Annotated in this window: 14 protein-coding genes and 1 tRNA gene; 2 read left to right on the top strand and 13 right to left on the bottom strand. The window is 58.0% G+C overall.

What is annotated here, in order from left to right; all coding sequences use genetic code 11:
- Nucleotides 1-4: 4 nt before the first annotated feature.
- The 7 genes from VNL17_10475 to VNL17_10505 form a co-directional block, all read right to left on the bottom strand.
- Nucleotides 5-1,228 (bottom strand): efflux RND transporter periplasmic adaptor subunit, encoded by a 1,224-nt coding sequence (locus VNL17_10475; protein ID HXI84500.1) that lies wholly within the window; start codon nt 1,226-1,228, stop codon nt 5-7.
- Between the two features lie 114 nt (nt 1,229-1,342).
- Nucleotides 1,343-1,960: a DUF4230 domain-containing protein gene (locus VNL17_10480; protein ID HXI84501.1), complete on the bottom strand. Its 618-nt coding sequence runs from the start codon at nt 1,958-1,960 to the stop codon at nt 1,343-1,345.
- A gap of 20 nt (nt 1,961-1,980) precedes the next feature.
- Nucleotides 1,981-2,496, bottom strand: a complete 516-nt coding sequence (locus tag VNL17_10485) for a hypothetical protein (protein ID HXI84502.1) — start codon at nt 2,494-2,496, stop codon at nt 1,981-1,983.
- A gap of 96 nt (nt 2,497-2,592) precedes the next feature.
- Complete coding sequence (locus VNL17_10490) at nt 2,593-3,429, bottom strand: hypothetical protein (GenBank protein ID HXI84503.1); 837 nt, start codon at nt 3,427-3,429, stop codon at nt 2,593-2,595.
- Between the two features lie 84 nt (nt 3,430-3,513).
- Nucleotides 3,514-5,472: a glycosyltransferase family 39 protein gene (locus VNL17_10495; GenBank protein HXI84504.1), complete on the bottom strand. Its 1,959-nt coding sequence runs from the start codon at nt 5,470-5,472 to the stop codon at nt 3,514-3,516.
- A gap of 32 nt (nt 5,473-5,504) precedes the next feature.
- A complete protein-coding gene (locus tag VNL17_10500) occupies nt 5,505-6,866 on the bottom strand; it encodes a sigma-54 dependent transcriptional regulator (protein HXI84505.1) in 1,362 nt (453 codons plus the stop codon).
- A complete protein-coding gene (locus VNL17_10505; protein HXI84506.1) occupies nt 6,863-8,047 on the bottom strand; it encodes an ATP-binding protein in 1,185 nt (394 codons plus the stop codon). The genes VNL17_10500 and VNL17_10505 overlap by 4 nt, the downstream gene beginning before the upstream one ends.
- A gap of 132 nt (nt 8,048-8,179) precedes the next feature.
- Here VNL17_10505 and VNL17_10510 point away from each other — a divergent pair, with 132 nt between their 5' ends.
- Both VNL17_10510 and VNL17_10515 read left to right on the top strand, forming a co-directional pair.
- Complete coding sequence (locus VNL17_10510) at nt 8,180-9,397, top strand: 2,3-bisphosphoglycerate-independent phosphoglycerate mutase (GenBank protein ID HXI84507.1); 1,218 nt, start codon at nt 8,180-8,182, stop codon at nt 9,395-9,397.
- 163 nt (nt 9,398-9,560) lie between these two features.
- A complete protein-coding gene (locus VNL17_10515; protein HXI84508.1) occupies nt 9,561-11,045 on the top strand; it encodes a rhomboid family intramembrane serine protease in 1,485 nt (494 codons plus the stop codon).
- On the opposite strand, the gene upp is transcribed toward VNL17_10515, so the two are convergent.
- The 6 genes from upp to VNL17_10545 form a co-directional block, all read right to left on the bottom strand.
- Nucleotides 11,032-11,661, bottom strand: coding sequence for a uracil phosphoribosyltransferase (gene upp / locus VNL17_10520; GenBank protein ID HXI84509.1), 630 nt, complete (start codon nt 11,659-11,661; stop codon nt 11,032-11,034). The genes VNL17_10515 and upp overlap by 14 nt on opposite strands.
- A 34-nt stretch (nt 11,662-11,695) precedes the next feature.
- A complete protein-coding gene (glp, locus tag VNL17_10525; GenBank protein HXI84510.1) occupies nt 11,696-12,940 on the bottom strand; it encodes a gephyrin-like molybdotransferase Glp in 1,245 nt (414 codons plus the stop codon).
- Nucleotides 12,918-13,307 (bottom strand): hypothetical protein, encoded by a 390-nt coding sequence (locus VNL17_10530; GenBank protein ID HXI84511.1) that lies wholly within the window; start codon nt 13,305-13,307, stop codon nt 12,918-12,920. The genes glp and VNL17_10530 overlap by 23 nt, the downstream gene beginning before the upstream one ends.
- A 17-nt stretch (nt 13,308-13,324) precedes the next feature.
- A tRNA-Arg gene (locus VNL17_10535) sits at nt 13,325-13,401 on the bottom strand.
- A gap of 723 nt (nt 13,402-14,124) precedes the next feature.
- Nucleotides 14,125-14,841 carry a hypothetical protein gene (locus tag VNL17_10540; protein ID HXI84512.1) on the bottom strand — a complete coding sequence of 239 codons (717 nt, stop codon included), beginning with the start codon at nt 14,839-14,841 and terminating at the stop codon, nt 14,125-14,127.
- A 4-nt stretch (nt 14,842-14,845) separates the two neighbouring features.
- On the bottom strand, nt 14,846-17,917 hold the full coding sequence (locus VNL17_10545) for an N-6 DNA methylase (protein HXI84513.1): 3,072 nt from the start codon (nt 17,915-17,917) through the stop codon (nt 14,846-14,848).
- Nucleotides 17,918-18,293: the final 376 nt, after the last annotated feature.

Below are 18,293 nucleotides of genomic sequence, written 5' to 3' on the forward strand. Positions count from 1 at the left end.
CTCCTTAAAAACGCCGCATCCCGCCGAACGGGCTGGCTGCCGGCCCGGGACCACTTCCCTGCTTGTAGATGGCGGCGGTGACAACCTTGTCGTTCTCGCTCAAGCCTTCCGTCACCTCGGTGTAGATCCCGTCCGTGATACCCAGCTTGACCTGGGCTGGTTGCAGCTTGTCGTCTTTGAGAACATACACGGTGCGTGTCGGTCGGCGCTCTCCCTTGGGGCGCTGGGCGGAGGCGCCACCAGGACGCTGACCACCTCCACCTGTTCGTGGTGCCGCATTGGTACTGGGTCCCGACTCCGGGGGATGGAAGCGCAGAGCCGAATTGGGGACTCGCAAGACGGCGTCGCGCTCGGCGATAATGATTGAGACATTGGCGGTCATGCCCGGCTTGAGTTTCAAATCCGGATTGTTCACCGCGATGACCGTGTCGTAGGTGACGACATTCTGGACGGTGATCGGCGAGTTGCGCACCTGGACGACTTCGCCATGGAAGGTGCGATTCGGAAACGCGTCAACCGAAAAATCCACGTTCTGGTGGTCCTCGACACCACCGACGTCCGCTTCGGCCACGTTGGCGTCGATCTGCATCTTGGTGAGATCGTTGGCGATAACGAAGAGCACGGGCGCGTTGAAGCTTGCCGCGACTGTCTGCCCCACGTCCACGTTGCGCGAAATGACCATGCCGTCCACGGGAGAATAAATCGTGCAGTACTGCAAATCCACCCGGGCCTTCTCAAGGGCGGCCTGCTTGATCTGGATGGTCGCCTCGGCCTGATGCAGGTTGGCTATCGCCTGATCGTAGTCGGAATGCGGGATGAGTTTGCTTTCAAACAATTCCTGTGCGCGCACCGCGTTGACCTTCGTGAGTTCCAGGGCCGCCTGTGAGTTGGCGAGGTCGCCCTCGGCTTGATGCAGGTTGGCCTGGTACGTCGACGGGTCGATCTGCGCGACCAACTGGCCGTTTGTCACTGGCGAATTCCAATCCGCGTAGAGCTTGGCGATTGTTCCAGAAATCTGGCAGCCGACCTGGACATTGGTCACCGGATTGAGCTGGCCCGTCGCGGTGACAAGTTGTGTCAGATCACCGCGTACGACCGGAGTTGTCTGGTACTGCGGTGCGCTGTCGCGGCGGACTTTCATGTACCAAAGGCCCAGCGCCGCCAACACGATAACGCCTGCAATGAAGACCACCCATTTCCAGGACCGCTTTTTCGTTGTGTTTGCCATCTCCAGTTCCAAAATCCGCCGGTTTCCTGCGCATCCCCATTCCCGTGAAAGACGTGAAATGTCGTCGCAAGGTTACAACAATCGTTGCGATATGTCCCGCAAGGAAATCTTCGTTTACCTCGCCGTCGCGCTTCCTTCCGCAGGTGATTCAAACCGCACCGTTTCGGCGCCGGCGGCGCGGAGAACCTCCCAGATGGTTTTCTGGGCGTTCTGCTGCGCGTTGCTGAGAATGCCCATCTCCAGCGCGGCGGCTTGCACGGCCTCCAGCGCCGCGAGCCGTGCTTTCTGTTCCAGCTCCGGATTGAACGGCACCCACGGCGTCCACCACGTCTTGGAGCGGTCCCACACACGCGTTTGTTTCTCGTCCACATATACGTGCAGGACTTTCGGCGGAGGAAGCCTGGCCGTGACCGTGTTGTTCGGGGCGATCTGCACATCGTTCGTATTCAACGCGGCGAGATCGATACCCCCGAGGACGTCGGCCTGCACCATCAATAGCACCTGCTCGGAACCGAACGGCACCTTTTCCTCTTTCAAGCCAACGACCTTTTGGATGCTGTATTTCACAGTGACCAGTTCGCTTAATCGCTGGATTTCCCTCACCACCGCGGGTGGGTCAAGGACGCGATGCACAACCGCTTCGCGGCGCCCGAAGTAATACAGATAAACGCACGTCGCGCTGAGCGCGAGAATGATCGTGCTGACCGTGTAAAATTTGATTTTCTTCCACATGAGCGTTTAACGCGTGGTGTTTACCAACTCCTTCGCCGAAACGACCGGAACTCTCCGTTTCGAAGGTGCGCTTCGAACGGCCAATCGTTTTTCACCAGGACCATATAGTTCTGGCCCACGAACAGCGCCACCCGGCCCCCAAACGCGTTGTCGGGTACCATGAAGCTGAGCATCTCCCGGTCTAAGACACCGTTGGCGGGCAATTTGATCAATTCCGTTTGCGTGCCCGTGGTCGACGGCAGGAAATAATCCTTGTCGTGGTCCATGAGGATAAACCAGTTGCGGCGAAGTGTCACGTCGTACGTATTCGGGTTTTGCAGCCGCAAGTACACAATCAACACGCAGCTTGTCTCGGTCTTTCCCACTGCCACCTCGGTTAGCTGCACCACGTAATTCGTTCCGCCGTATGTCTGGACGATATGCGGTTCACTGAATTCCTTCGCCTCGCGAATCCGCAGCAACGAGAGCAACCCAAGGCTCACGCCAATGGTCGCCACAGCGATCGCCGCCACCGAGATTTGGACGCGCCGACTCATTGCGCCAACGCCGGTACGACGCACCAGAAGACAATCATGGTATCCTGCACAAACCTCCTTAACGAACAGCCGCCAACGATGACGGGGCCCGCCGCCTTACGGCGCACCCGGGTTCGACTCCGCCCAACGCGCCTGTAGATCGATTTTCGCCTGGTCCGCGTACGCGCGGGCGTTGTCATCGGTGAACGACGATCGCAAACTGTCCAGCAACCGAATCCGTCGTGGATAGTCCGGCTTGAAATGCGGCGGTGCTGGCACCGCGGCCACCGGTGCAAAACTCACGGGAAAATTCGCGTTGGCGAGGCCGTCCACCGCGGCGTAGAGGACTCGCGCATCCACGTTCGGGTCTGCGGCCAATCCGCGCAAGATCTGTTCCGCGTCGGGATTGACCTCCTGCGTGGCGGCGAGATAGCGCGTCGCCTCCACCAAATTGGGCAACGTCAGTGCTCCCGAACGCCACACTCGTGTCAGCGTTGCCGCCTGATCCCGGTCGGCCAGCAGCGCCACGGCTTCCAGTGCCCGACGATTATTGCGCAACGCCATCTTCTCCAGTTGGGGCAATGCTGTCGCATCGGCGCCGGCCACCATTTGCACGATCCAGTTTTCGGATGCGACCTCCGGAGTGGTGGGCCCCGCTTCGTTCAACCCGGGCCCGAAAGGAATGCGGCGGCGGGAATCAACCGCGGCCTGGATCTCGAGATTACTACTGAGGGTCGAAGCGGTCTCTTTCAGGCGCCGGACTTCGGCGTTGAGCCGCGCATTCTCCTGTTGCAACACGCGGATCTGTTCGGATTCCGTGGAGAGATCGGAATTTGTGGTGGGCGAGGCCCCGCTACGCCCATGCTGCGAACCCTGCACATAAAACAGTCCGATCGCTGCAATGACCGCCGCCCCCGTCCATAATCCAATTGAAAATGCCGCCGCCGGTTTCATATTCCGCGCGATCTCCTGCGTGGCCACTATAGCCGCGCCCCACCCGGCGCGGAAGCGAAATTCCGCCGCAAAATGCGGCCGAGTTTATTTCGCCGCTGGCTTGGCGCCAACTGCGGGCGGTGCCGCGAGCTGGTTCGTCGAATCGATGGAAGGAGCGAGTGCGTTGGTGGCTCCGGTTTCCGAGGGTTGGGCAAGTCCTGCCGGCGCTTCTTCCGCCGGTTTCTTGGCCCAACGGGTGCGGTCGGCAAGGAGAATGTGGTCCACCGTGGGCGCCATGAAGGCCTTGAGTGGGAAATCCGCCCGGAGTTGGCCCTGATATATCCCCGCCCAGCCCTTGTACTCGCCTCTTAAAACTTCGCTCTCCCGCTTCGCATCGAGAAAATACGGTGTAAGGAACATGAACTGCACGCCTTTCGGCGCAACAAAATCACTGATCTGGTAAAACTCGTCAACAGTCATGGGCAACCACACGGTGCGGCGGTCGCCGTCCCAGGCCATGGACCACGGCAGGTCGCTACAACCCAGCTCATTGGGCTCAAAGAGATTTGCGACCGCGCGTGTAACGGGTGGAATGTATGGTGGATACGGGTAAGAACCAGCCCGGGGCGGCAGCATCGTGAAGATCATTGGCGAAACATTCAGCGCTGCGAACACGCCAATGGCCATTCCGCGGGTCAACTTGATGCGGAAAGGAATGCGATCCAGCAAGAGGTAGAAGAATGCCACCCCGAAGATTGCAATGAGCGGGAGAAGCAAGACGAGCAGATTGCCCCCACCCACCTCCGGTCCGATTCGCTCGGGTTCGGAGCCGATTAATGCCATACCAAAGATGGCCGCGGCGATTGCCCCCAGCAACACACCGCGCAATCGTGTCGCATCGCGGCGACGGAAGCCGTACATCAGGCCAACACCAAAGAAAAGCACCAGAAAGTCGGAGCCGACGACCCGCAGATTGGTGAGCAGAATCGGGCGCGCGTTGCTCAAGAACTTTGAAATCATTTGTCGGAGGGAGTAGGCATCCGTGAAATCAGGTTGATAGGAACGCTGCAACGCTTCACCCTGAAGTGTTCCCGAACGCTCGATCAACTCGTATTTGGCAACGCCCAGCAAGCTGCCAGAAACCCGTTCGTTGCGCACCAGCCACGGGGTGATGACCGCCAGGAACGCCACCACGTACACGCCGGCCCACATCGCGGCCGCACGGCCACGAAATATGCGTGCGGCATAGATCGCCAGCGGAACAAGAAAAAAACCTGCGAGGTAGCGCGTCAGAAAGCACAACCCCAACAACACTGCACTGCCAACGGTCAACGCCACTACCGCGCCCGCCACTCGCGCCGGCTGTGCGTTGGCGCCCTCGCCTTCCGCCGGTTCGGGCGGATTCAGCCGTCCATCGGCAAGGAACAAACAGTACACCGCCAGTAAAAAAAGCAACATGAGCAGGTTCGTCGGCAATCCCGATATACCGTACGACCACAGCGTATCGGAGAAGAGCATCAACCACCCCGCCATGGCGGCGACACGGCTGTCAAAGAGCTGCTTGGCCCAGAGGTACATGATCAATATGCTCGCCAGCAGGCAAAGCTGGTTGAACGGCAGGATCCCCCACCGTTCGGCCGGAAAGATGTGATCGGCTTCGTTGTACTTGAACACACTCTTGGGCAGGATCTTGAAGACCTGCGCCAGTAGAAATGGATAGAGCGGCGGATTGGAGATGTCTGGATGTCGGTTGATCAGCCCATCGCGTGTGTCCTTGTTCTGGATGTCCCAACCATTCTGCTCCAGTTGCCAGAGGCTCAGGGGACGTATGACGTGCGTCGTAAAACCCTCACCGCGGGCGATGTTGCGCGCCAACTGAGCCATGTCGATCGCTTCGCGTTTCCCGAGGCCGTTGCGAAACTGGCTGGCGGTGTAGATGGGACTCAAAACCGCCGCCAGCAAGAACAGGGCCGCCCACTGGAGGACCTTCTTGCCACGCCCCATTTCAATTTGAAAAACCGCCGACTGAACCGATGATTCCGGTGCCCCTGTTGGTCGCGCCATATGTATGCTCCTGTTGTCTGCTTCGCTCTTCGCTATAGATTCTCGAGTCCGTACCCCTTCAACTTCCGATGCAGCGTGCGGCGGCTGATGCCGATCCTTTGCGCCGCCCTGGTGCGGTTGCCATCCGTTTCTTTCAACGCCTGGATAATCAACTGCCGCTCGGCGTCCTCAACGGTCATCCCCGCGTGCACAACGTTGATCTTCGTCAGATCCGCGACACCGCGGATTCCTGCGGGCACGTCACGCACGGTCAGACGCTCGCCCCGGGCCAATACGACCATCTGTTCGATGGCGTTGCGCAATTCGCGCACATTGCCGGGCCAGTCATACGCCAGTAGCACGTTGAGTGCCTCTGGCGTCAACTCACGCACCTGCTTGCCGTTCTCACGGCTGAATTCATCAAGGAACGACTTCACCAGCAACGGGATGTCATCCCGCCGCTCGCGCAGGGGCGGAAGGTCCACCGTCACGACACTTAGCCGATAGAACAAATCATCGCGGAACTTTCCCTCGCTGACCAGCTTTTTCAAATCCTTGTTCGTGGCCGCCACCAGACGCACGTCCACCTGCAGCGTCTTGGCGCCCCCCACCCGCTCGAACGCCCGTTCCTCGAGCACACGCAATAATTTGACCTGGATTTGCGGTTCCAGTTCTCCAACCTCGTCGAGGAACAGAGTTCCCCCGTCTGCCAGTTCAAATCGTCCCGTCCGCCTCTCGACCGCCCCGGTAAATGCTCCCTTTTCATGCCCGAACAATTCGCTCTCCAGAAGCGATGTCGGCAGTGCGGCCGCGTGGACAGCGATAAACGGGCCGTTCTTGCGAGGACTGATGTTATGGATGGCTTTCGCAATGAGTTCCTTACCTGTACCCGTCGCGCCGGTAATCAACACTGTGGCGCGACTCGGCGCGACCTGCTGAATCGTCTCAAAAACCTGGCGCATCAACGCCGATTGGCCGATGATGTTCTCAAGGCCGTACTTCTGTTCAATTTGCTCCCGTAGATTGACGTTCTCGGCCTCGACGCGGCGGCTGTTGAGCGCCCGCTGGATGACCAATTCGAGTTCGTCGAGGTTTACCGGCTTGGCGATGTAATGATATGCCCCCACCTGCATCGCTTGCACGGCGTTTTCGATCGACCCGTAGGCCGTCATCATGATGCACACTGGTGGATCGGTCAGCGACAGGGCCCGGCGCAACAAAGCCATGCCATCTACCCCGGGCATCCGTAGGTCGGTGAGCATCACGTCCACACGTGTGGATTCCAGCGCCTCCAAAGCCTTTTGAGAGTCTTCGGCCAGCAACACGTCGTACCGGTCGTGCAAGGCGCGCTGCAGCCCCTCGCGGGTGTTGCGCTCGTCGTCAACAATCAGGATCGTTGGTTGTTTCGTCTTCATTCCGTGATGACTTCATTCCGCGACGCTTCCAACAGTCGCGTCCGCTTCTCATGAATGGGAAGCTTGACGCGAAACGTCGTCCCCCGGTCCTTGTCGCTCTCGACTTCAATCGTGCCGCCGTGCTCGCGAACGATGCGCTGCACGATCATCAGTCCCAGGCCCGTGCCATTCTCTTTCGTGGTGAAGTATGGCTCGAAAAGCTGGCCAATCTCCTCCGGGGCGATGCCGTGCCCGCTGTCAATGAATGAGATAATGACGTGCGTCGGGTTCGCTTCCGTCCGAATGCGCAGGATGCCCCCGGAGCGCATCGCTTGTAGCGCGTTCTTGATGATATTGTAGAAGGCCTGCTTGAGTTGGGCGCGATCCAACAGGATCCGCGGCAAGCTGGGCGCCAACTCCTGCTCGACGAGAATATCGCGGTCCCCAATCTCGCGCTCCAGCAATAGAAGCGCGTCGGTGATCACATCATTTACCGCAGTCGGTTGCAGCTCCGGCTGCGTGGGCCGGATCGCCCGCAGAAATTGGTTGATGATCTGGTCGAGACGCCCGATTTCGTCGCGGGCCACACGAAGATCCTCCCGCAGTCGGTCTCCTTGCGCCGTGGGCAGCTTTTTCAACTCGCGCTCCATGAGTTGGAGGTGAATGTTGAGCGAGTTCAGTGGGTTGCCGATTTCATGCGCGACTCCCGCAGCCAGCAAGGTAATCGCCGAGAGTTTCTCCGACTCGATGGCGCTGGCCGCGCGGTGGTGGGACTCCGTCACGTCGCGCAGGATGATCGCCATGCCCGTTACCACGGAATTCTGTTCGTCGGCCACGGGGACGATATAGAAACTGAGGAACCGTTGTTGCGGATAGAAGACTTCCAGTTCGTGGCTGAACACTTTCCGCCACTCGTCCTTGTCCGCGGACCAGATTTTCTGCCAGTCAATATCACGGAGATAATTCGAGAGCGGTTCGCCGACGGCCCGCTCGGGATCGATGCCCAGCAGTTGGCCGGCGGCGGCATTGAGATACGTCGCCCGGCCATCGGCGTCGGTGACAATGACACCTTCCTGGATCGTATTGAAGAGAGTTTCAAGAAAGCCTTTCTCGCGGGCCAGCTTCAGCACAACGCTCTGCAAACTTTGCGGGTCAACCCGCTCGATGCGACCGATCAACTTATCAAGAAAGGAGGTTTTCACCTAAATCCAGTATGAATGTGATGTGCAACTACGTCACGGTTTGGAATGTTTTCGTCTTTGACAGGCCCGGGCGCGTGTGCCAACATGACGCTAAATAAGGACATTTTCAAGCCTAAATACTGAGAAATTCAAATGAATGTTGATGAAGTCTACAAAAGCCTGCTGGTTCCAAACGATTCCAAGCTCGCTCTCGTTGTCCTGGATGGACTTGGCGATATTGCCACGCACTCAACGGGCTTTCGCACACCCCTCGAAGCCGCCCGCACTCCCAACCTCGATGCCCTGGCCAAACGTTCGGCGCTGGGCCGGATGACCCCTGTCGCCCCCGGCATAACCCCCGGCAGTGGCCCCGGGCACCTCGGGTTGTTCGGTTACGATCCGCTGGAGTTTGAAGTGGGCCGCGGCGTCATTGAAGCTCTCGGGTTGGGCATCGATCTAAGGCATGGCGACGTCGCCGCACGGGCAAATTTCTGTTCGCTCGACGCGAAAGGCATTGTGACCGATCGCCGCGCGGGCCGCATCGACACCAAAGTCTGCGAAGCACAGTGCGCACTGCTCGCCGGGAAAATCAAAAAAATTGGCGACGTCGAGGTCATCATCAAAGCTGGCAAAGGCCACCGCTTCGTCGTGGTATTCCGCGGCAAGGGACTCGAAGGCCCTCTCAACGACAGCGATCCACATCGTGAAGGTTTGCCCATTGCCGTCGTCAAGCCGCAGAATAAATCCGCCAAGGCCGCGAAAACGGCGAAGGTCATCGCGGCATTCTACAAACAGGCGCTGCCATTGTTGAAAGACTGCAAACCAGCCAATGGTTTCTTGCTTCGCGGCATCGCGCATCAGCCAAAGATTCCGCTCTTCGAAGACCGTTACGGGCTCAAGGCCGCCGCGATCGCCATCTACCCGATGTACAAGGGCCTCGCCCAACTCGTCGGCATGAAGAAAGTCGAAGGCCCATCGACCGTGCAGCAAGAGTTCGACGCGGCCGTCGATGCCCTCAAAGCTTACGATTTCGTTTTCGTCCACGTGAAAGGGACGGACATGTATGGCGAGGACGGCAATTTCGATGGGAAGGTGAAGGCCATCGAAGAAGCCGATGCCGCGTTCGGTGTGCTCCTGCCCGAAGTGGATGTGGTGGCCATCACCGGCGACCACAGCACACCCGTGCCGGTCAAGGGACACAGTTGGCACCCGCAACCCGTAATGATCTGCGGTGAAATTGCCGGTTGGGACGGCCAGGAACGTTTCACCGAGCGTAGCGCCAACGCCGGCTCCCTCGGCGTCTTCGAAGCGAAGTACCTCATCCGCTATATGCAAGCCAACGCCAAACGGCTGGATAAATTCGGGGCGTAGCGGGAAGAGCCACGGCGTACGTGGAAATAAAATAGTGGATCCAAACTATATTCTCATCTGGATCGCCGGCGGTTCATGCATCGCGCTTATCATCCGGTCCGTCCGATACTCCGCGAGACTTCAACGAGGGTGGCTACTTGCCTCAGCATCAATTCTTGTCGTGATGCTGGCGCTGATGATTATCGCACCGAAGGTGGCCGGGTATGTCGCCGGCAGCCTGTGGATCCTGTTCATCCTGGTCCCCAGCCTCGCTGGTCGAAGCGCGACACACGCGGGCCTGCGGCAGGATTACCAACGTGCAGAGAGGTTCGCCAATTTCGCGCGATGGCTTCATCCCACGGACGGATGGAGACAACAACCTGATCTCTTCCGCGCGTTGCGCATGGCACAAGAAGGAGCTTTTCCCGAGGCCGTGAATCTTTTGGCGCGTCACCAATCGAACGCAAGTCCCCTCGGGCGTGTGGCTACCGCGCAACGGTGTCGCATTCAGGGTCACTGGGAGGAGCTCGTCGAGTGGGCGCGCACTCTACCACCGGCAACACGCAGCCGTGATGTTTCGCTGATGCCACTCCATCTGCGAGCTCTCGGCGAAACCCGCGATCTTGACGGCTTGGTCGAGGCGTACAAACAAGCCGAGCAAAGCCTGGAGAAGCTTGGGAATCCGATGATCCGCGCTCTTTGCCGACTGCCGGTACTGGCATTCTGCGGGCGACGTGAACACGTCGAACGCATCCTCAATGGCGAGTTGGCGCATCTGCACCCGAACGCCAGGACTTTTTGGTTGGGAACCACTGACATGGCTGCTGGGGAAGAAAATCGAGGACGCACACTATTAGCCAACATCTCCTCTTCTTCCGACGCGCTTATCCGTCAATCAATCGAGCTTCGCCTCTCCGGCGGTGTCGTCCTCGCCGAACAGGCTCTGTCAGAACAAAGCCGCCAAGCTGTCGCGCGAGTGGAAAACGAACTCGATCATGAGGCACGCTATGAAACTCGCCGCAATTTCGGTTCGTGGCGACCATATGCGACGCACACACTCCTTGCTCTCAATCTCGCCGCGTTTGCATTTGAGATCTCGTTGGGTGACACCACAAGAGCAGACACGCTACTGCGAGCGGGCGCCGCTTACCCGGATGCCGTGCTAAGAGGAGATTGGTGGCGGGTGTTCACCGCATGTTTTCTCCACTTCGGGCTGATCCACCTGTTGATGAACATGCTAGCCCTCTACATCCTGGGGCGATTCGTGGAGTACTCTCTAGGCCTCGTCCGTTACCTGGCAACCTATCTTGTTGCCGGAGTTGGGTCCGCTCTGACCTTCGTACTACTCGTCTGGATCGGTTGGCTGCCAACAGCCATCGAAGCAGGTGCCTCCGGATGCATCATGGGATTGGTCGGCGCAACCGGGGCAATATTGGTCCGTGGGTGGCGCACCGAGCGAGCCCCAATTGCCTTCAAACGCCTGAAAACCATCGGCCTGATAGTTGTCTCACAGGCCGTTTTCGACTTGCTCACGCCGCAAGTTAGCTTCACTGTACATACATCTGGCGTCGTCATCGGCTTCCTTACGGCTTTCGTTCTCTACCGCCCGAAAGAATATGGACTTGCCGGCGCTACAACGACACCTTCGCAGTTTCCTACTCCCCGCTAAACTGACGGTCGCCGGCGTCGCCCATGCCGGGGACGATGTAGCCGCGGTCGTTCAGGTGGGAATCGGTCGCGCCGAGGTAAATCTCGACGTCGGGATACGCCTTGGAAAGTTTGCGGATGCCTTCGGGCGCGGCGAACAGGCCGAGGTACTTGATCTTCTTCGCGCCCCACTTCTTCAACCGCGCAACGGCGACGGAGGCCGATCCGCCCGTGGCCAGCATGGGATCGAGCACGAATACGATGTCAACCGGTTTGTCTTCAGAGAACCGGCTGTAATACTCGACGGGCTCCAGCGTCTTCTCGTCGCGGAACAACCCGAGGTGGTACACACGCGCTTCCGGCAGGAATTCCAAAATCCCATCCACCATTCCGAGTCCCGCGCGCAGGATCGGCACAAGTCCGACGCTCGCGCCAACATGTGCGCCCGTCGTCTCCGCCAACGGCGTGGCCACTTTCATGGTCTCCTGCGGCAAATCACGCGTCGCCTCATAGAAAAGCAGCACCGACAACGCGCGGATGCGGCTGCGGACGACCGCACGGTCGGAATTCTTGTCGCGGATATCGGTCAGGAAGCTTTGGGCCAGGGGATGGTTCAGGACATGGGCGGTCTCGCGCATCGCGATAGCTAGTGTAAGACGCGGATTGGATTATTCAAGCGGAGAAACGAATCGCCCGAACCGGATGCCCCTGTGGGATGGTGGTCTCCTCGGGAACTTCCACGAGGCAATCGGCGTTCGCAAGGGAGGAAATCACATGCGAACCCTGGCGAGGCATCGGTTTCGCCAGCCACTTCTCGCCGTCCCGCCGCAGGTTCGCCCGCATATAGTGCACACGATCACCGCGGTTCACGAAATCTTCCGCCGCTTCCGCGGTCACCGTTGGCAGGTCGATCTCGGCAGCGCCCCGCATCTTGAGCAACGCCGGTCGTACCAGGATGAGGAACGTCACCGCGGCGCTGACGGGATTGCCCGGCAACCCGAACGCCAACTTTTCCCCGTGCGCGCCAAATACAAACGGCTTGCCGGGCCGCATCGCGATCCTCCAAAATTTCTGTTCGCATCCCAATTCCGCCAGCACGTCCTTCACGAGGTCATATTCGCCGACAGAAACGCCACCGACGGTGATCACCGCGTCGCATTCGCTCAGGCCATAATCGATCTTTTCGAACAAATCCTCGCGCGTGTCGTCCGCGATGCCGAGTTCAACCGGCTCGCACCCCGCTTGTTTCACCAGCGCGCCGAGTGAATAGCTATTCGCATCATAAATCTGGCCGGGGCGCAACGCGCGCCCCGGTTCGATGATCTCCGCTCCCGTTACCAACACGCCCACCCTCGGCCGCGGGTAAATCGTAAGTTGGGCCAGCCCGACCGCCGCCGCCAACCCGAGTTGCGCAGGGCCGAGCACCCGGTTTGAACGCAGTACAATCTCACCCTTCGTCGCGTCATCGCCGGCACAACGGATGTTTTCGCCCACCTCCACGGATTCCTCGACCGCAATATATCCTTCATGGTGCGGTCGCGTGTCCTCCTGCATCACCACTGCGTCCGCGCCTTCGGGTATCGGCGCGCCCGTGAAAATCCGCGCGCACGTCTGCGGCTCCAAACGCGCGCCGGCCGCCGTGCCCGCGGGCACTGTGGACGTCACGCGCAAATGAATCGGGTTGTTCTCATTCGCACCTGCTACGTCGGAAGAACGCACTGCGTAACCGTCAACCGCGCTATTGTCCCACAGGGGTAAATTGATGGGCGACGCAACATCCTGCGCCAGCACGCAATCCAGGGCCTCGACCAGAGGAACGGCTCGCGCCGAGAGTGTCCGCACTGCCGACAAAATGATTTCCCGCGCCTCGGCAACCGCGAGCATCTCGCCGCCGTTAACGGGCTTCGTCGCCAACATGCACCTCTCCTTCCATAATGTCCGCCGTCGCGAACTGCGCCCGCACCGGCTCCGTAATCCGCACGACGCCCACCCATTTGCCATTGCGGTAGACATCCACACGCGTTCCCACTGCTGGCACCACCCGTGACGTGAAATCGATCACCACAAAACCATGTTCCGAGTTCAGCGAGACGATCCTGACGCCCGTGGTTCCCGGCACGTACACAGAAGATTCGAGCTGCAACTTGTCCGGCTGGGCCGTAACTCGTGCCGGCGGATTCATCGCACATCCCAGGCAACCCGCGACAAGTGTCGTCGCAAGAATCACCCCGGCGATCCGTCTCACTGCCGGGGACGGAAATCGTCGACTTATCACAATTTTCATGCCTCCGCTCGAGAAATTGGCGCGCCTGGCGTGATTCGAACACGCGACCGCCGGATTAGAAATCCGATGCTCTATCCAACTGAGCTACAGGCGCCCGGATTGTTCATTACTGGCTGACAGCCTATCAAAATCTACTCTGCCATTTTCACCATTTTCAACACCAGCCGCAAGCAGATACGCCGTGGCCATCAAGTCATCTTCCCTTTCTCCTTAATCTGCCCCGTCGCCGGATTGCAAGGCGCCGAGCCCGAAGGGTTTCGCGCCGATCGCACCCGGGGGCTGTGTGACGGTCTCCAGACCACGCACGTCGCCCGACCGAAGGTCTCAAGGCCTCTTTTACCTCCCATTTTGGGTTCGTTTTCGGTAAATGCCCGCATTTTACCCCCTCAAATTGGGTTCGTTTTCCAAAACGAACCCAATTTTGTTCGTCGCCTCCAAATACATAAGTCACTAATAACAAGTGGTATATGCGTTGGTTTTCACAAAACCAATTTGGGTTCGTTTCGCAGAAACGTATAATAGGCCCCTCCCTCATGTATAGTGGCGCGGGCAGCCCGGCCTTCGTAGCGTCCTCGCGAAGTAGGCTCCCGCCCGTGTCTTTCCGCCTTCGAGTTGAACAGGCGTCCCGCCTGTAGCCTTCCGCTGTTGCACCCAGGAGGCGTGCTCGGCCTTCGACTGCTCTTCCGTAGTCATACCGCCCACCATACCACTATCGGAATCCGATTTCCAGAAGAAAGGTGTGGGCTGTCGAATCCCGCGAGAACTGCGGTGTTGGTATGCAGAGGGCCGTTGTCAAAACGACGAATTCCCGCCCAGGCTAATTCGGCATTGATAGCCAAAGATGTCGCAGTGTGATAGCGCCTGCTCGCTTACCTCTGAGCACAAAGCTACGCCTGTGACGGGTAATAGCAACTGCCGGTTTGTGAGCGCTAATCTTACAATCGCGCGGCTTGCCGATAGCGTTGATTTTATTCGCACGGGCTTGGAACGGCTGTACTAAAGCTGCGGATGGTTTCTGGTGCACAGTATTATATCCAATCATCAGCGCTTCGGTCATTGCCCAGGCGTAGTCACCGACGATAAAACGTTCAATCCCGGCGTCGCAGTAGTCTGCAAGAAGGGAGTGCGCTGCATCCACAGGTTTACACTCGATGAAGATTCCATCCTGCGACCGTTTTACATTCGGGCGATCGGCGAGATACGCAACCATATCGGGTTTCTTACTGGTCTTGACACCGTCGTAGTTCCGTACTTCGGGCCGTTTGATGCTGGAAAAGACGTCGCCCGTGAATCCGTTCACCAAGTTGGAATCCAATAAGTGGTCCTCGAGAATCTCGTGAAGGTGGGTAGTAAAATCGACCTCATGTGCAGAGCTAGGATCGAATGGTCGTGGCGGATCTACGTGCAAGATGTTCCACGCTGCCACTACAGCTTCTTCGATGACGAGAAAGACCGCAAGAGTTACCCCGGGATGTGGCAATGAGAACCCCTGCTCCCTCCTCGCCGTCGAATCGACAGACAGTCCAAATCCCATTCGTTTATTCCTCGAAAGGTCCCATACCTTCGCTCAGAATCCTTATCGCACAGAGTCGCGCACGGGAAGCCGTCCAGTAACGTGAATGGTTCAAAATGGCGACGATCAGTGTACGCGGGATTTCTGCATCAATCATTGCCATACTTGCCCCGGTACCGCTGGCTAACTCCAAGGCGCTTGCAATCACAGTGTCATCAAGGTCATAACTAAGTTCGGGCGTGTTCGTTATCACTATCGCGGAGAACGGTGCGTCTTTAGCGCCGGCGCCGATGTCGCTGAGCGTGACACAGACACCTTGACCGATGCGTTTGAAGAATGGTCGTAAGACGGTTTCCATCCGAGCACAAAATTCAGTGCACTGTTGCGGCTTCGGTGATGCACTGGCCCTCCTACGGACAGATTTGAAAGGGAGCTCCACACTCAAGGTGTCACGAATGACTTCCATGTCACGTGGTTTGAGATCGTAGAGATCGGCGAAGAAGCCGTCTATGTCCGCGAAGACTTGAGCGTCTTCGCCAAGTAACCGTTCGCTGAGTTTTTGAGCCAAGGTTCGTTGGGTGTGGGACAGCTTTGCCCAAGGAATAATTGGAAAGCCTTCGAGATCTTCTTTATAGATCACACGGCGCTCTGCTCCGAGCTTTGGGCTTGTGAGCAGGGCGTAATGCATCCATAAATCGGAGTGGGTTACGAGTTGGAGGTAGCGAACCAAAGCCCGACCTTCTGGGTGTCCGGCACCAGAGAAGCCGTGGAAGCTTTGGTTGAAGGCGACATCTTTCTGTGCAAGCCATGCTCTGCCGTTTGCGCGTGCGATTCCGGGCGATTCCTTAACCAAAACGAGGGGAGCTCTGTAGTATTCACGGGATCTCGGGCGAGCAGCGGTAGTGCGAGCGAATAGCGGAAGCACCGAAGTCCTCACAGAGAATTTGAAGTGAGCTCTCGCAGTGACATTCGGCAAGCCCTCTAGAAACGAGGCATCCCTTTGTCCTTTTTTCTTAACTGAATAGCCGTTAGTACAGAGTAACTTCAAATCCTCTTCCCAGTACCGTTGTAAAGGTACGCCGTCGCTCTGTTTCACCTTGCGTACGACCTCAATGTCTAAAGCGGTGCCGAGCGCAAGGGCCTTCCACAGCCACGGCTCAGCAAAGGTCTGTTCAAGACTGACCTCCTCAATTGATTTCGAGTCTACGCGAATTTCGCCACGGTCATTCAGTGCCTCGTCAGGATGCACCGTGATCCAGCGCACTGTATGGTCCGGTTTTGGCGGACGGTTACGGGCGAAGAATAAGAGAAAGGGCTGTTGCATCTCTGGCCACACGTTAGTGTCGGAAAGATTCGAGCAGTTCAGCATCCCGGTCACAGTGACGGCCTGCAGGATTGCTTCTCGTGCACGCTGGCCGATGTCACCCTGCTTGAAGAGTAGCCGTGCTGGTAGTACGAATGCTATTCGCCCACTCGGTTCGCACCACTGCATTGCTCGCCAAACAAACGGCAAGTCTGGCACGCTATCAGGGTTCTCGTAGGATTCCGCGAGGGCGGTAAGATTGCGCTCGTTAAGGACTTCACGTCCGATTGCGTGGAATGTCGTAGCGACCGCCTTTTTTGACTCGTCGAGGCTCCTCCAAGGCGGATTGCAGAGGACCATCTGGTAGCGTCCACGATGGCCTTCCAGCATTTGTAGATCCAGACTTCCTACCACCGGGCCTTTTTCGGGGTCTTCTTTGCGCCGGCAGTTAAAAAGCACCGCGCCGCGCAGGTTTTTGAATCGCAAGGCGTGAGGGGGGGTGGGCTTCGGGTCGAGTTCAACCGCCGTTAGATAAAGGCTAAGTGCGGCAAGCCGAAGCGCCGATTCACTGATATCAAAACCACGTAACTGTTTATTGAGAATATCGCGGATTATGCGTCGATCAGGCCGCTGACCCATGGCCTTCCAACGTTCTTGATAGAGGCGTCGAAAGGCGAGAACGAGGAATACCCCAGCGCCACAAGCCGGATCCAACACATGCGCTTTACCTCCTCTCCGCATGCCGTCAAAAGCGTCGTCCACGAGATACTCCGCGATCCGCCGTGGTGTGTAGTGCACACTTGTGTCTTCCGCTTCCTCGGGCTCCCATTGCCAGACAAACCCTTCGTATACTTGGCTCAACAAACCAACTGGTACATGTGCAAAATCAAACGTGCTCCAGTCCATGCGTAACTGTTGTTGATAGCCCCCGCCCGCTGGCTCCTCGTCCCGCAGAATGGCACGCAGGTGTTTAAAAACCTCATTGTCAGGAAGCGCAAGTTGACGAAACCACGCAAGATTCCCCTTTCCGGATAGCGGTAGAAAGTCGCCATTGAACGTGTTGTCAAGCCACTGGCAAGTGTGAACGGTTTTTGTGGCATCTAAGAAGCAGTCATCTAGGCGTCGGGCACCGGGCGCGATCTCTTGGAGGTTCTGCGCTGTCACAACTCCGCGATCGCTCAGAAAACGGAGGAAAAGAGCACGACCAACCAATGACAGGATGTCGCGCCGCTCGATGCGGGGACTTGCCGCACCAACTCTATTCGCGACTTCTGTGAGAAGCTTGAACATGGCTTGGTATACGAAGTCTGCGTTTGGCGTTCCTTTTGGGTCATATTCGCCAAGGGCCATGCGCGCAAAGAGAGAGCGCGCATTCGGTGTGTTTGGTTGAAACTCCTCCCAATTCTGCGAGCGAGTATCGAGGCTGACAGGAATAACGCGGACCAATCCCGGCTCCACGATGGCAAGAAAAGCGCGCTCGCCGCGACTGCCGAGAGCGCGGCGCAAACGGCGTAGTTCTTGATCGTCCCATTTGTGATCTGCGGAAAGCTTGTCATTTCTAATGAAGTAGAGCAGAGGGCGGTCGCGACTCTCCGCCACACCGTCCGGCACGACTTTGCCGCCGCCATTATAAGGGCCGGGACACAAGTCTAAGTAATTCAGCAGTTCTGGTCCAGGGGTCGGGACGAATAACTTTACATTCTGAATGGGAACACCACACCCCATGATCGCGTGCGGAATCGCACCGTGGTTAACATGAGAAGCAGGAGTGCGCCATTTCCGTGTGCCACTCATAACCTCCAAAAACGAATAACGCTCCTTGTTGGCTTCAGAATCCCTTACCAGAACCTCGTGTGCGGCGAGAGATTAGCATATGAGAAATAAATTACAAGCGGAAATCGTTGACAGTTATGGAGTTCGGAGTGCAGTCCGCCGGCATGGGCGAAATATGGCGGTTGTGAAGCGGTTGGTAGAGGACGGCGTAGTTGTTGCCGTCACCACGAGAAGCTGGATTTCAGGTATACGCGCGATTCCGCCGCCTCGAACCCGGGAGACTCGCCTCAGCCTTAATCCCACCGACTGCCCTCAATGCCCGTAACCGACCCGATCATCGGCTTCGAGGTGTTCAACCAGCGTCGTGCTCCCACGGCTTCAATCCCGCGTTGACACG

It is taken from the genome of Verrucomicrobiia bacterium, from assembly GCA_035577545.1.
In the GTDB taxonomy this organism is placed as follows: Bacteria; Verrucomicrobiota; Verrucomicrobiia; order Palsa-1439; family Palsa-1439; genus Palsa-1439.